At 66.5% G+C, this 13,156-nt stretch carries 15 protein-coding genes; 7 read left to right on the top strand and 8 right to left on the bottom strand.

All coding sequences use genetic code 11. From position 1 onward, the window contains the following. Positions 1–29: 29 nt before the first annotated feature. Positions 30–1,496 carry an MDR family MFS transporter gene (locus OG921_RS19865; RefSeq protein WP_266114235.1) on the bottom strand — a complete coding sequence of 489 codons (1,467 nt, stop codon included), beginning with the start codon at positions 1,494–1,496 and terminating at the stop codon, positions 30–32. A gap of 370 nt (positions 1,497–1,866) precedes the next feature. Between OG921_RS19865 and OG921_RS19860 the strand changes: the two genes are divergently transcribed. Continuing rightward, the gene (locus OG921_RS19860) at positions 1,867–2,442 is read left to right on the top strand and encodes a TetR/AcrR family transcriptional regulator (RefSeq protein WP_266114234.1); all 576 of its coding nucleotides are present in this window, start codon (positions 1,867–1,869) and stop codon (positions 2,440–2,442) included. Between the two features lie 21 nt (positions 2,443–2,463). On the opposite strand, the gene OG921_RS19855 is transcribed toward OG921_RS19860, so the two are convergent. Both OG921_RS19855 and OG921_RS19850 read right to left on the bottom strand, forming a co-directional pair. Continuing rightward, the gene (locus OG921_RS19855) at positions 2,464–3,927 is read right to left on the bottom strand and encodes an RNA polymerase sigma factor (RefSeq protein WP_266114233.1); all 1,464 of its coding nucleotides are present in this window, start codon (positions 3,925–3,927) and stop codon (positions 2,464–2,466) included. A gap of 10 nt (positions 3,928–3,937) precedes the next feature. Further along, positions 3,938–4,357: a YciI family protein gene (locus OG921_RS19850; protein WP_266114232.1), complete on the bottom strand. Its 420-nt coding sequence runs from the start codon at positions 4,355–4,357 to the stop codon at positions 3,938–3,940. A gap of 223 nt (positions 4,358–4,580) precedes the next feature. Here OG921_RS19850 and OG921_RS19845 point away from each other — a divergent pair, with 223 nt between their 5' ends. The 5 genes from OG921_RS19845 to OG921_RS19825 all read left to right on the top strand — a co-directional run bounded on the left by OG921_RS19845 (position 4,581) and on the right by OG921_RS19825 (position 8,401). Next, complete coding sequence (locus tag OG921_RS19845; RefSeq protein ID WP_266114231.1) at positions 4,581–5,294, top strand: DsbA family oxidoreductase; 714 nt, start codon at positions 4,581–4,583, stop codon at positions 5,292–5,294. Positions 5,295–5,377: 83 nt separating this feature from the next. Then, positions 5,378–6,085 carry a glycosyltransferase family 2 protein gene (locus OG921_RS19840; protein ID WP_266114230.1) on the top strand — a complete coding sequence of 236 codons (708 nt, stop codon included), beginning with the start codon at positions 5,378–5,380 and terminating at the stop codon, positions 6,083–6,085. Beyond that, the gene (locus OG921_RS19835) at positions 6,079–7,035 is read left to right on the top strand and encodes an acyl-CoA dehydrogenase family protein (protein ID WP_266114229.1); all 957 of its coding nucleotides are present in this window, start codon (positions 6,079–6,081) and stop codon (positions 7,033–7,035) included. Before OG921_RS19840 ends, OG921_RS19835 begins: the two co-directional genes overlap by 7 nt. Beyond that, the gene (locus OG921_RS19830) at positions 7,029–7,778 is read left to right on the top strand and encodes a PIG-L deacetylase family protein (RefSeq protein WP_266114228.1); all 750 of its coding nucleotides are present in this window, start codon (positions 7,029–7,031) and stop codon (positions 7,776–7,778) included. The genes OG921_RS19835 and OG921_RS19830 overlap by 7 nt, the downstream gene beginning before the upstream one ends. Beyond that, complete coding sequence (locus OG921_RS19825) at positions 7,775–8,401, top strand: SAM-dependent methyltransferase (protein ID WP_266114227.1); 627 nt, start codon at positions 7,775–7,777, stop codon at positions 8,399–8,401. Before OG921_RS19830 ends, OG921_RS19825 begins: the two co-directional genes overlap by 4 nt. Positions 8,402–8,415: 14 nt before the next feature. On the opposite strand, the gene OG921_RS19820 is transcribed toward OG921_RS19825, so the two are convergent. Continuing rightward, positions 8,416–8,559 (bottom strand): hypothetical protein, encoded by a 144-nt coding sequence (locus OG921_RS19820; RefSeq protein WP_266114226.1) that lies wholly within the window; start codon positions 8,557–8,559, stop codon positions 8,416–8,418. Positions 8,560–8,633: 74 nt separating this feature from the next. Then, on the bottom strand, positions 8,634–9,134 hold the full coding sequence (locus OG921_RS19815; RefSeq protein WP_323182827.1) for a hypothetical protein: 501 nt from the start codon (positions 9,132–9,134) through the stop codon (positions 8,634–8,636). A 301-nt stretch (positions 9,135–9,435) separates the two neighbouring features. Between OG921_RS19815 and OG921_RS19810 the strand changes: the two genes are divergently transcribed. Continuing rightward, positions 9,436–10,017, top strand: coding sequence for a carboxymuconolactone decarboxylase family protein (locus tag OG921_RS19810; RefSeq protein WP_266114224.1), 582 nt, complete (start codon positions 9,436–9,438; stop codon positions 10,015–10,017). A gap of 89 nt (positions 10,018–10,106) precedes the next feature. Here the strand turns inward: OG921_RS19810 and OG921_RS19805 are convergent, their stop codons facing one another. Genes OG921_RS19805 through OG921_RS19795 form a run of 3 tightly spaced genes read right to left on the bottom strand, consistent with a single transcriptional unit; the run spans position 10,107 to position 13,150 of the window. Then, the gene (locus OG921_RS19805; RefSeq protein ID WP_266114223.1) at positions 10,107–10,850 is read right to left on the bottom strand and encodes an SDR family NAD(P)-dependent oxidoreductase; all 744 of its coding nucleotides are present in this window, start codon (positions 10,848–10,850) and stop codon (positions 10,107–10,109) included. Next, positions 10,847–11,674 carry a TauD/TfdA family dioxygenase gene (locus OG921_RS19800; RefSeq protein WP_266114222.1) on the bottom strand — a complete coding sequence of 276 codons (828 nt, stop codon included), beginning with the start codon at positions 11,672–11,674 and terminating at the stop codon, positions 10,847–10,849. Before OG921_RS19800 ends, OG921_RS19805 begins: the two co-directional genes overlap by 4 nt. A gap of 42 nt (positions 11,675–11,716) precedes the next feature. Continuing rightward, on the bottom strand, positions 11,717–13,150 hold the full coding sequence (locus OG921_RS19795) for an aldehyde dehydrogenase family protein (RefSeq protein ID WP_266114221.1): 1,434 nt from the start codon (positions 13,148–13,150) through the stop codon (positions 11,717–11,719). Positions 13,151–13,156 lie beyond the last annotated feature (6 nt).

Genomic DNA, 13,156 nt, shown 5'->3' with positions numbered 1-13,156 from the left:
AGTCGGTACCCGCTTCGCCACTGCGTCCGCTACGCCACCGCGGTGGTGCGCGCGGACTCCGGCATCCGCATGAACCACGCCGAACCCGCTACCGCGACCAGTGAAACGACCCCACCGACGATGAACGCGAGATGGATACCGTGCGCAGTCGAGGCGATGTCGGTGGCACCGTCGGCGTTGTGTGCCGCGGTCGCCATGATGGTCACGAACAGCGCGGTACCCGCGGCTCCGGCGACCTGTTGGGCGGTGCTCACGACGGCGCTGCCGTGCGAGTAGAGGTGCTCGGGCAACGATCCGAGCGCCGTCGTCATCAGCGGTGTCAGCGCGAATGCGATGCCGATCGAGAGCGTGACGTGTCCGGCCACGACAAGTTGCAACGAGGAGTCCTCGCCGAGGCTTGCCAACATCCACATGCCCGCGCTGAGCGCAATTGCGCCGGGCAGAACGAGGGGCCGGGGACCGTACCGGTCGAACATGTTTCCGACGAACGGCGAGAACAGTCCCATGGCAAGGCCACCGGGCAGCAACGCGAGACCGGTTGCCAGGGTGCTCTTTCCCAGCACGCTCTGCATGTAGATCGGCAGCAGGATCAGCGAACCGAACAGCGACAGCATGATGATGCAGAGCAGGACGACGGCGATGCCGAACGCCCGCACGGAAAACACGCGTAGATCGAGCAGCGCCGAATCACTCCGGGCGAGGGCCCGCTGTCGCAAGACGAACCACGTCAGCGAGACCGCACCGACGATAAGGGGGGCCCACGGCGGGACAGCGGAGTGTCCGGCTGCGGATTCGCCGATGGCGGTGAGGCCGTAGACGAGTCCACCGAAGCCGAGGGCCGACAATACGACCGACGCGATATCAAGGTGTGCGGGTCGCGGCTCGGTGACGTTGCGGACCAGGACCGCGCCGAGTGCGAGTGCACCGAGCGCCACCGGAAGGACCATCAGGAACATCGCCCGCCAGCTGAAGTGCTGCAGGACGAGCCCGGACAAGGTCGGCCCGATCGCCGGTGCGACGGAGATGACGATCGAGATGAGGCCGAGCATCCTGCCGCGCCGGGCGGCCGGGACGACGTTGAGCACGGTGGTCATCAGCAGCGGGAACATGATGCCGGTACCGGTCGCCTGGATGACCCGGCCGACGAGCAGTACCCCGAATGCCGGCGCGAGCGCGGACACCAGCGTGCCGAGCGAGAACAGCGTCATGGCCGTGATGAAGACGGGCCGGATGTTGAACCGTTCCAGGATGTAGCCGGTCGTCGGAATGACGATCGCCATCGTCAGTAGGAACCCACTGGTCAGCCACTGAGCAGACGATGCCGAGATGCCGAGATCGGCCATCAGGCGCGGGAGGGCAACGCTGAGGATGGTCTCGTTCAGGATGACCACGAACGTGGCCACCAAGAGGACAGCGATCAAGAGTCCACCGGCAGCACCGATCCCGGTGTCCTGGCTTTCCGGCGCAGTCCGTTCGTCTTCCTGGCTGATCGGCATTCGTTGCTTCGTTTCTGGCGCGGGCGCCGGGGCTGGCGGGTCGGTAACGGGAGGGGGTGCCGCGCGATCGCTGGTGCGGCGGTGATGCACAGTGCGCGGTGCTCCCAGCCGCTCGGCTACCGGGACGATAGAGCATGGTGCACCACTCGGTCGCGTCGATTTTCGCGGGGACCGGGCCGGAGATCGGGTTTGCCGACACAGGCTCAGGCGCCGAACGCAAGAGTAAACAGTCGACGACTTGCGAATCTACGACCGGGAGCCGATGCGAGTCAACGTGTGAAGACTTATGTCCTCAGTGGTTCCCGTCACAGCCCGGCCAGTGTCCTAAGCTTGGCGTCCAGCCGTGAATCCGAGCGGGAGGGCAATCCCGATGGCCGCCGACGACACCCACCCGCGTCGCCGCGATGCCGCGGCAACCCGCAGTGCCCTCCTGAGCGCGACGCGCGAACTGCTGGCCGAGCGCGGCGCCGCGCATACCACGACACGTGACATCGCCGCTGTGGTCGGGGTCAATCAGGCGCTGATCAATCGCTATTTCGGTTCCAAGGAGGAGCTCTTCGTCGAGGCTGTCCGATCCGGCACCAGCAGTGTCGACGATGTCGTCGCGTCGGCCCCGCTCGACGAGATCGCCGCCGTGATGCTCCGCGAGGTGCTCGAGGTCAGTGCGTCGGGTAAGGGAACATTCGAATTGCTCGCCGGGGTCGTCAACAACGAGATGATGACCGTCGTGATCAGGGACATGATCGAGTCGAGAATCACCAAAGGCCTCGGCGACCGACTCGCCGGTCCGGACGGCGCGCTGCGCGCCGAACTCCTCAACGCCCTCATCCTCGGCGTGGTGGTGATGCGACAGAAGATCGCCACCTCCGCCCTGGAAAACGCCGACCTGGACCGGATCGCGGACTATGTCACGCGCATGGCCGACCCGGTGTTGAACGCAGACTGACGCCCGCGCCGGGCGTCGCACTCACCCGGGACGCTGCGTATTGCTGTCGATCTTGCGACGCAGGACGACTCGCTCCTGCTCGTTCCCGCACAATTCGAGCGCGCGCTCCAACTCGGCGCGGGCCTCGCCGTCGCGACCGAGCCGGATCAGGAGCTCGCCACGGACGCTGGGCAACAGATGCGAATTCGCCAATGCCGGGTCCGTGCTCAGTTCGTCGACGATCAGCAGCCCGGCGGCGGGTCCGTGCGCCATGGCCACCGCGACCGCGCGGTTCAACTCCACGACGGGCGAGGGAGCAAGGCGGCCCAGTGCGCCGTAGAGCGCGACGATACGGTCCCAGTTCGTCTCGTCCACTGCGGATGCGACGGCGTGGCATTCGGCGATCAGTGCCTGTAGTCCATAGGCGCCGACGCCGCGTCCGGCTCGCTCGGCGCGTCGCAGCGCCGCCTGGCCGCGGCGAATTGCGCTGCGGTCCCAGCGCGTCCGATCCTGCTGTTCGAGCAGCACCGGCGCCCCGTCCGGCCCGGTGCGGGCGGGAAAACGTGCGGCAGTCAGCTCGAGCAATGCGAGCAGCCCGTGCACCTCGGATTCATCGGGCATCAGCCTGCCGAGCACCGTGGCAAGCCGGCGCGCTTCGGCGGCGAGGTCGAGCCGGATCACCGCGGTGCCGGAACTCGCCGATGATCCTTCGGTGAAGATCAGGTAGATAACGCCGAGAACCGAGCCGAGGCGCGCCGCCCGCTCCTGTGCGGCAGGCACCGCGAACGGAACCCCGGCGGCCGCGAGTGTCTTCTTCGCGCGCGTGATCCGAGCCTGCACGGTCGCGGTGGGGACGAGAAATGCCCTGGCGATCTCGTCGCTCGTCAGGCCACCGACCACGCGCAGCGTGAGCGCCACCCGTGCTTCGGGCGACAGCACCGGGTGGCACGCGGTGAAGATCAACGCGAGCATGTCGTCATCGATCCGGTCCGGATCCCACAGCACGTCCGCCGCCGCCTTCGTGACATCTTCGGGCGCGCCACCCGAGACGACCCCGCCCTCGGCCAGACCGTGCGCGAGGGCGGTGTAGCGCTCGTCGAGCGCGGCGCGTCGGCGGAACCCGTCGATCGCCCGGCGCCGGCCGACGGTGAGCAGCCACCCGGCTGGATTGCGCGGTATGCCGTCGCGTGGCCAGCTCACCAGGGCCTCGGCAAGGGCTTCCTGGGCGAGGTCTTCGGCCAACGCGAAATCGCCGGTGTAGCGCGCCAGGGCACCGACGATCCGCGCCGACTCGATCCGCCAGACGGCGCCAACCGCTTCACGGCCGGTCCTTGATGAGCGCTCCGCAGGCTCCGCGCTGGCCCGCGATGAGCGCTCCGCAGGCTCCGCGCTGGACCGCGATGAGCGCTCCGCAGGCTCCGCGCTGGACCGCGATGAGCGCTCCGCAGGCTCCGCGCTGGTCCGCGATGAGCGCTCCGCAGGCTCCGCGCTGGTGGGATCGGCCATCAGTGGTCGGTCAGAGCTGTCCGGTTTCCTCGCGCCATGCCCGTTCCATCTTTATCCACTCGTTGTCCTGCGGGAACTCATCGATCGAGGGCACGCGCCGAATCTCGGTCTTGAAGCCCGGGCCGGCCATCGGCAGCCGCTTCGCCCACTCGACGGCCTCCTCCTTCGAGGCCACGTCCAGGAGGTAGAACCCGCCGAACAGCTCCTTGGTCTCGCCGTACGGTCCGTCGGTCACGATCGGCGGATCGGCGGAGTAGTCGACGACCACACCCTCGGCGGCGTCGTCGAGCCCTTCCGCCGCCACGAGCACGCCGGCGCGGATCAACTCTTCGTTGAATCTGCCCACGGTCTCGAGCATCTCGGTGAAGTCGACGTTCGCCATCTTGGCCAAGCCCTCGTCGGTCGCGCGCATCACCAGCATGTATTTCATCGGTCTCGCCTCCTGTGACGGTTGTCAGGCTCGCCCTCGCCAGCCTCTCATCCCAAGGTCGAACGGGTCACCCCTCGGATCGACACGGCATCCGGGACAATATTTACGCACGGGTCGCGCATGACATCGGTCACCGCGCGGCGCGGCGGGAAGCGGATGGCGGGTTCCGTCGTTGTACCGGTGGAGTCCGGCGCGTCGTCGGTCAGTGGAGAGGACCCTTCGAATGACTGTCACGGTCGATATCTGGACCGATATCAATTGTCCGTTCTGCTACCTGGGCAAGGCACGGTTCGACGCGGCGTTGGCGGAGTTTCCCCAGCGTGATGGCATCGAGGTGGTGCATCGGTCGTTCGAGCTGGATCCGACGCTGCCCGCCGACGCCTCCCGCCCGATCGAGGAGCACATCGGGCGAAAGTATGGCCTCTCGATCGAACAGGTCGCTGCGAAAGAGCGCGGGATGGCCGCGCAGTTCGACGAATTCGGTCTGCCGTATCTGACCGGGCGCGACTTCGGCAGTTCCTTCGACATGCACCGACTGCTGCATTTCGCCCACGAACTCGGCCGGCAGGAAGAGTTGCTCGACGCGCTGTATGCCGGCAACTTCGCCGAACCCGAGCCGACCTTCGGCAGCCACGAGCGTCTCGTCGACATCGCGGTGCGGGCGGGATTCGACGAGGCGAAGGTGCGTGCGGTGCTCGCGGATCCGGATGCCTATGCCGACGCCGTACGGCGCGACGAGCAAGAGGCGGCGTCGCTCGGCGTCAGTGGCGTGCCGTTCTTCGTTTTCGGCGGCAAGTACGCGGTCTCCGGTGCGCAGCCGCCCGAGGTCTTCGCCCAGGCGCTCGAACTCGCCTGGGGCGATCGGCTCGTCCCGGTCGGCGTCGAGGATGCCGAATCTTGCGGCCCGGACGGCTGCGCGGTCACGCCCACCGCATAGTTGTTCCGGCCGAGCATGCCTCGGTAACCGGAAGAACTGTGCACTCGGCTTGAACTCGGCGAAAAGCGGGTACCTCGCTGCACATGACCGATGCCACCCCGCCGAGCATCGTTGTGGTCGTCCCGGCGCGTAACGAAGCAGCTAGGTTGCCCGGCTGCGTCGAGTCGTTGCAGCGCGCCCGCGCCGAGGTCAGCGTGCCGGTGCGACTGGTGGTCGTACTCGACGACTCGACGGATGCGTCGGCGGTGGCGGCCGAGGGCGTCGACGAGGTTGTGCTCGTGCGTCACCGCAACGTGGGCGCGGCGCGTGCGGCGGGATTCGAGCACGTTCGCGACGGCACGCCGGGTGCGTGGCTGGTGAGTACCGATGCCGACTGCCACGTCGAACCATGGTGGCTGCAAAGGCATCTCGCGCACGCCGCAGGTGGTGCGCGGGCCGTGTGCGGCACCGTCGCAGTGCACGATTGGTCGGCGCTGGACGCGCGGACACGCCGCAACTACGAGGCCACCTACCGCGGGCAGCGCGGACATCGCCACATCCACGGCGCCAACCTCGGGGTCGCGTCGGATGACTATTGGGCCGTCGCCGGCTTTGCCCCGCTGGCCACCGGGGAAGACGTCGATCTGGTGCACCGCCTGCAACAGCACGGTGTTCCGATCACGTGGGCGGGTGACCTCGCCGTCCGCACCTCGGCTCGACTGCACGGGCGTGCGCCGAGCGGCTTCGCCGCTCACTTGCGAACTCTGCATGGGAGTCCGGACCCCGACGCCCGCGGGGTGGGGGCGTGCTGAGTCCGGTCGCGCGGCAGTTGCGCGACCTGGAGCATGCCGGGGAACTCGAGCTCCCCGACCCGGGCGCGGGACGAACCTGGGAGCGCTGGGAACGACTCGCCGGACTCGCCCGGCGTGACACCGTCCTCGGTCGACTCGCGGAAGCACACGCGGACGCGGTGGCCATCCTGCATGAACTCGACGGCCCGCCCCCGGAGCGCGCGCAGCTGTGGGGCGTATGGGCAGCTGAGCCGCCGTCGCCGGTGCTCGACGCAATTCCCGACGGTGACCGGGTGCTGCTGAACGGCCGAAAGCTCTGGTGCTCCGGTGCATCAATCTGCGACCACGCACTGATCACCGCACGAGCGGGCGACGAACGAGCGCTCTATGCCGTCGATCTCCGCGAACCGTCCGTGCGCGTCGTTCCCGATACCTGGCACGCGGTGGGGATGGCCGACAGTGATTCGGGCGCAGTCGAATTCGATCACACACCGGCGGTAGTGGTGGGTAAGCCGGGGGAGTACCTGCGCCGGGCGGGATTCTGGCATGGCGCGATCGGTGTCGCCGCATGTTGGTACGGTGCCGCGTGCGCAGTCGCGGATCCGTTGCATCGCAAGATCGCCGAGGGGCGTTCGGACGAACACGGCGCAGCGCACCTCGGTGCCGTTGCCGCGGTGTTGCACGCTGCCGGAGCAGTGTTGCGTGGTGCGGCAGCCGAAGTCGATGCCGACCCCTTCGACCACCGGCACACCGCAAGATTGCGTGCACTGCGCGTCCGAGCGGTCGTCGAGCAGACCGCCACCGAGGTGATCGACCGGGTCGGACGCGCGCTCGGTGCCGGACCGTTGTGCGCTGACCCCGAGCATGCCCGGCGGGTCGCCGATCTCACCGTGTACCTACGTCAGAGCCATGCCGAACGCGACCTTGCCATGCTGGGGCACGACGTCGCCGATCAGGAGGAACCATGGTGAGCTCACTGGCCGACACGCCGCCACAGTTGCCCGGGACACGTGAGTCCGATTGGCAGAGTGCGGGTATCGACTTTCCGGAGCTGAACATCAGCGGGTGTGAGCGCCTCGTCGTGGTCGCGCCACACCCCGACGACGAAACGCTAGGGGTCGGCGGCCTGATGGCACGCTGTGCCGGACTCGGCATTTCGGTCGAAGTCGTTGCGGTGACCGAGGGCGAAGGGTCCCACCCCACTGAGTCCGGTACGGCGCGGTCCGATCTCGTCGACACTCGCGCGGTGGAGCGGGAGCGCGCGCTCGCCGAACTCGGTGTCGCGGCGGTTCCAGTCCGCCTCGGACTACCCGACGGAGACGTTGCCGCGCACGAACCGATGCTCATGTCGGCGGTCGAATCGGTCCTGCGTGCGGGGTCCGAAAGCACCTGGTGCTTAGCACCTTTCCGGCGCGACGGCCACCCGGACCACGACGCCACTGGGCGAGCGTGCGCCAAGGCATGCAACGCGACCGGAGCGCGGCTCGTGTGGTACCCGATCTGGATGTGGCATTGGGCCCGTCCGGAGGAACCCATCGTCCCGTGGGTGCGGGCGCGGTCGATCAACCTGACCGATGCCGAGCACTCGGCCAAACTCGCTGCCATCGAACACTTTCGAAGCCAAATCGACTCGCCGGACCCGGAGCGACCGCCGGTGCTGGGAGCTCACGTCCTCGAGCACTGGACCCGCACCACCGAGACGGTGTTTCCATGACCGGTTCCAGCCTGCCCGCCGACTATTTCCGGAAGTTGTACGACGATGACCGTGACCCGTGGGGATTCGAACGCCATTGGTACGAGGAGCGCAAGTACGCGCTCACGCTCGCGGCGCTCCCGCAGCCTCGGTATCGTCGATGCCTCGAGCCGGGTTGTTCGATCGGTGTGCTCACCGCACGATTGGCCGCCCGTTGTGACGAGGTGATCGCCACCGACGTCGTCGATTCCGCTGTGATCGCCGCGCGAGAACGGGTCGCCGCGACACCGAACATCGGGACCGTTCGGTGCCGGCAATGGGCGCTGGGGTCGCCGTGGCGGGACCTCGGCGAGTTCGATCTCATCGTGTTGAGTGAGGTCGGCTACTACCTCGATGGCGACGCGCTGCGTGATGCCCTCGGTGACGCCGTCGATCACCTAGATCCTGGGGGAACGCTGGTCTGCGTGCACTGGCAACACTTCGCACCGGACTATCCGCTGTCCGGGGGTGCGGTGCACCGGATCGTGCACGCCACTCGGGACCTGAACCTGCTTGCCGCCTATCGGGACGAGGACCTCGATATCGACGTTTTCGTGAAGGGCCCGGCTCGCTCCGTTGCCAATGTGGACGGGTTGCTCGGCTGAGCCGTTGTCGGCGATCAGCGCAGTTGAGCGATCACCGTGCGCAGCCCCGTCTCGGACGAGGCGAAGGACCAGGAACTGCGCAGCAGTCCGCGGAACAGGTTGCGAATGACCTGGATCGGTGACGACAACAGACTCGTTCGTTCGCGCGGCTCGGCCATGTCGGCACCTCCCAGCGGCCGACGTTAGGCGTCGCGGTCATCGCTGGGGAGCATTGGAATCGTGCTGATCGCAATCAGTACGCGAGCGCAATTTTGACCGCGACGACTGCCAACGCCACCGTGCCGATCACGATGGACGCGACGACGGTCTCGAAACCGACGGGCCGGTCGCGCAGCCGGTTGATGACAAACGCGATTCCGCCGATCCGGAGCAACACCAAAATCTCGGCAATGAGCTGTGCCGTCTCGTCGTCAACCACCTCGAAGGCGCCGAAAACCAGGACGGCAGATGGCAGGACCGCCGAGGTGAGAATCGGAACGGAATTTCGCAGCTCCGACACTCGCATCTGGCGGGTGATGTCGGTTCCCTCGCGCACGCTGTCGCCCACTGTCTCCGCGAAGGCGTGCGCAATGAACGTGGAGAGCGCGGTACCCATCAGCACTGCGATACCGAGTTCGGTCCGATCAACCGGCAACGGCACCAATGCCGTGAGCATGAGGATGTTTCCGTAGATGTAGGCGCTGATTCGACTCGCCGCGGGACCGGGCTCGAGATCGCTCCGGCGACTGAACAACCGCCCGTGCAACGGGCTTCGAAAATGGGCGCGCGGCATCGGGTCCCTCTCCGGTCGGGCAAGTGCATGCCGTAGTGGTGGCCAGCCAATTGAACCAGAGTGCGACCGCTCTTGTTGCCATCTGGGTGTCGGCGACGACGGCCACGTCGTGGGATGGGATCGCGGTCATCGAATCGGGCGGCCACAGACCTCCGCGCTCGGACGAGACGCTGATAGCATTCGAAGCGGTAGCACCGTTTTCAAATCTTCGTTCGTAACAATGGATTACGACGATCGATTCGTCGAAGGAAGTGTTGTGCGCATGGCTCGAATCGCACCGATCAGCAGGCGAGAATGGGCGCCGAAGCTGGTGACGTACATGTCGGAGTATCGCGCAAAAGTCAAGGGGGACCGTAACAATGAGGGACGTCCCGGTGGTGCGAACCTCCTCGGCACCCTCGCGGTTCATCCGGATCTCGCGCGGTCGTTTCTCGAGTTCAACGGGCACATCCTTTATGGAGCAACGATTTCCGCGCGGGTGCGCGAACTGCTCGTGCTCCGAGTGGCCAGTGTTCGGCAAGCCGACTACGAGTGGGCCCAGCACACGCTGCTGGCCGGTGACGCCGGCCTTACACCGGAGGAGATCGCCCGTGTCACGGACGGGCCGGACGCCGTAGGTTGGTCGCCCAGCGACCGCAGTCTGTTGCGGGCCGCTGACGAAATGGTCTTCGACGGGTTTGTGAGCGCACCGACCTGGCAGGAACTGGCGGCCGAGTACGACGATCGACAGCTGATGGACATCGTCTTCACCGTCGGCGCCTACGAACTGCTCGCGAAGGCGCTGCGCACCTTTGGGGTCGAACCCGAGCCGGATCTCGTGCCATACCTGCCGGTTCGCGGCTGACCCTGCGGTCGACCCGACGCGAGCGCCTCCACCCGTGATTCGGGCGGAGGCGCTCGTCGTTCGTGCGACCGATCGGCTCGCAGGGGCTGCTACATGTTTCGGCCACCATTGACGCCGATAACCTGACCGGTGATGTAGCCCGCTTCCTCACTCACCAGGAATGCGCACGTGGCGGCGACGTCCTCTGGTTGACCGATGCGGCGAACGGGCGTGCGCTTCTCCTGTGACGAGACGTGGACCTCCCCGCGCGCTACCGATGCCCGCAACATCGGGGTGTCGATGAACCCGGGCGGGATCGTATTGACGGTGATCCCGTGAGGTGAGAATTCCAGCGCCAGTACCTTCGTCAGGCCCACGACGGCCGACTTCGCCGAAACGTAGGCAGCCATGCGTGGTGCGCCGCTGTGCACGCTGGAGGATGAGATGTTGACGATACGTCCCCAGCCCTCGTCGATCATGTCCGGCAGTACAGCCTGACAGCAGTCGAAGGATCCGGTTAGATTGACCGCGAGAATTCGGTTCCATGTCTCGGCGGTGGTCTCGAGAAACGGCTGGTCGGAGCTTAGGCCGGCGTTGTTTACCAGGATCGCGGGACGGCCGAGCCGGGCCCGTACCTCGGCCACACCCGCGTCGATGCTCGCCCGGTCTGTGACGTCCACGCCGATCCCAACGGCCTTGCCGCCATTGCTCTCGATGGCCGACGCGGCCGCCACGGCCGCGTCGGCGTTGACATCGAAGATCGCGACAAGCGCACTATCAGCGGCCAGGCGACGCGCGATGGCGGCACCGATTCCGGACGCCCCGCCGGTGACAATCGCTGTGCGACCGGTCATTTGATGGGTTCGTTGCCCACGAGCGTGCTGCGGTGCATCCGTCGCGGCTTGTTCCGGTCGAACTCGCACGCCCGGTGCAGCAAACCGCAGTTGTCCCAGATCACGAGGTCGCCGACCGACCAGGTGTGTTGGTACACCAGTTCCGGTGCCGTCGAACGCTCCTCGAGATCGAGCAGCAGCTTGCGTCCCGCGTCGACGTCCATGTCGACGATGTGGTCGGCGGTCGCGCCGAAGACGAGCGACTTGCGCCCGCTTTCGTGGTTCCACACCAGCGGATGCTCCCGGGTTGGCACACGGGCCCAGTCGGACTCTTGCTTCTCGGTCGGATTCGGATGCCCGCGCCGCTGAATGGCGGCCATCGAATGCACCACCTGCAGGTTCGCGAACTCGCCCTTCTCCACGTCGGACAGCGCGTCGTACGCCGCGTAGGTGCTCGCGAACGCGGTCTCGCCGCCGCGCTCGGCGGTGATGTGGGCGCTCATGATCGAGGCCTTCGCCGGAATCGGGTCCAGCGAACCGTCGAGATGCCAGTAGTCGTTGCTCTCGAAGTACCGGCGGTTCGGGTTGTCCGGGTCGAAGCTGATCACCATGACCTCGGGGACCTCGTACTTCGGGAACAGTACGAGGTCGCCGAGCCGCCGGCAGAACGCGACCTGCTCGGCGTCGGTCAGGTGCAGTTCCCGAAACAGCAGGACGCCATTGTGTTCGAGGGCGTCCATGCACGCGGCGGGGATGTCGGGATCGTTGATCAGCCGATCGGCGTCGGCATCGAGCACCTCGACGCCGACTTTGTCGCTGAGTTTTTTCGTCGCAATCGCAGGCAACTCGTGCTCCTTACTGATACCTGGTGGAGTTCGGTCGCACAGTCACTGGGCGTCCGCGGGTGCATAGCCGAGGATGCCCTTGACCTCCAGGTACTCCTCGAAGCCGAATTCGCCCCATTCCCGGCCGTTTCCGCTCTTGCCGTAACCGCCGAACGGACTGCAGAAGTCGAATCCGTCGTTGATCGCGACCGACCCAGCCCTGATGCGGCGAGCGACCGCGCGCGCAGCGTCGAGATCGGCGCCCGCCACGAAGCCGGCGAGGCCGTACTCGGTGTCGTTGGCGATCTCGATCGCGTGATCGACGTTGTCGTAGCCGATGATGACCAGAACCGGACCGAAGATCTCCTCCCGGGCAATGGTCATGTCGTTCTTGACATCCGCGAAGACGGTCGGCTGAACGTAGAAGCCCTTCGTTAGCCCCTTGGGTCGGCCGGGACCGCCGGTGACGAGGGTGGCGCCGTCATCGATGCCCTTCTGGATCAGCTGCTGAATCTTGTCGAACTGATCCTTGGCCACGACGGGACCGATGGCGAAGTCGCCGTTCGGATCGCCGACGGTGACTCCCGCTGCGGCCTGCTTGGCCGCCTCGATCGCATCCTCCATCCGGGTGCTCGGTACGAGCATTCGGGAGGGAGCGCTGCAGGTTTGGCCGGAGTTCAGCATCATCGACACGACGCCCTTGCCGACGTTATCGGCGAAGTCGGCGTCGTCCAGAATGACGTTGGGGCTCTTGCCGCCCAGTTCCTGGGTGACCCGCTTGACCGTCTTGGCCGCGTTCTCCGCGATGGCGATGCCTGCCCGCGTCGAGCCGGTGAACGAGATCATGTCCACGTCCGGGTGTGCCGACAGTGGCACGCCGACACTCGGTCCGTCGCCCTGCACCAGGTTGAAGACACCCGCGGGGACGCCTGCGGTGTGCAGTATCTCGGCGAAGATCTGTGCGCTCAGCGGTGAACGCTCGGAGGGCTTGAGCACCGTCGTGTTACCCGTGGCGAGGGCGGGGAACACCTTCACTGCGATCTGATTCAGTGGCCAGTTCCATGGCGTGATCAAGCCGCAGACACCGACCGGTTCCTTCGAGATCAGCGTCGAACCACGCTGTTCGGTGAACGCATAGTTCTCCAGGATGCCGATGACGGTGTCGAGATGCCCGGCACCGAGGTTGATTTGAAAACCGTTGGCCAGGGCCGACGGTGCACCCATCTCCTCGGTGAGGGCCGCGCCGAGGTCGGCCGCGCGGTTCTGGTACTCGGCGGCAATCGCGCGCAGCAGATCCAAGCGTTGTGCGACCGTCGATTCCGACCAGGTTCCGAACGCGCGCCGGGCGGCCGACACCGCGCGATCGACGTCGGCAACCGAGCCGTTGGCGACCTTGCCGGCCAGTTCCTCGGTCGCCGGGTTGATGACGTCGAAACTCTGCTGAGTTGCGGGATCGACCCACTCGCCGTCGATGTAGAACTTCAGGTATTCACGCATGGCAAT

This window comes from Aldersonia sp. NBC_00410 (genome assembly GCF_026342035.1).
Lineage (GTDB): Bacteria > Actinomycetota > Actinomycetes > Mycobacteriales > Mycobacteriaceae > Aldersonia.
This window is presented reverse-complemented; position numbering and strand designations above follow the sequence as displayed.

Bases quoted from the DNA above. Each gene is read 5' to 3' on its own strand.
- OG921_RS19865 (WP_266114235.1), bottom strand. From the start codon at position 1,496: ATGCCGATCAGCCAGGAAGACGAACGGACTGCGCCGGAAAGCCAGGAC.
- OG921_RS19860 (WP_266114234.1), top strand. From the start codon at position 1,867: ATGGCCGCCGACGACACCCACCCGCGTCGCCGCGATGCCGCGGCAACC.
- OG921_RS19855 (WP_266114233.1), bottom strand. From the start codon at position 3,927: ATGGCCGATCCCACCAGCGCGGAGCCTGCGGAGCGCTCATCGCGGACC.
- OG921_RS19850 (WP_266114232.1), bottom strand. From the start codon at position 4,357: ATGAAATACATGCTGGTGATGCGCGCGACCGACGAGGGCTTGGCCAAG.
- OG921_RS19845 (WP_266114231.1), top strand. From the start codon at position 4,581: ATGACTGTCACGGTCGATATCTGGACCGATATCAATTGTCCGTTCTGC.
- OG921_RS19840 (WP_266114230.1), top strand. From the start codon at position 5,378: ATGACCGATGCCACCCCGCCGAGCATCGTTGTGGTCGTCCCGGCGCGT.
- OG921_RS19830 (WP_266114228.1), top strand. From the start codon at position 7,029: ATGGTGAGCTCACTGGCCGACACGCCGCCACAGTTGCCCGGGACACGT.
- OG921_RS19825 (WP_266114227.1), top strand. From the start codon at position 7,775: ATGACCGGTTCCAGCCTGCCCGCCGACTATTTCCGGAAGTTGTACGAC.
- OG921_RS19820 (WP_266114226.1), bottom strand. From the start codon at position 8,559: ATGGCCGAGCCGCGCGAACGAACGAGTCTGTTGTCGTCACCGATCCAG.
- OG921_RS19810 (WP_266114224.1), top strand. From the start codon at position 9,436: ATGGCTCGAATCGCACCGATCAGCAGGCGAGAATGGGCGCCGAAGCTG.
- OG921_RS19805 (WP_266114223.1), bottom strand. From the start codon at position 10,850: ATGACCGGTCGCACAGCGATTGTCACCGGCGGGGCGTCCGGAATCGGT.
- OG921_RS19795 (WP_266114221.1), bottom strand. From the start codon at position 13,150: ATGCGTGAATACCTGAAGTTCTACATCGACGGCGAGTGGGTCGATCCC.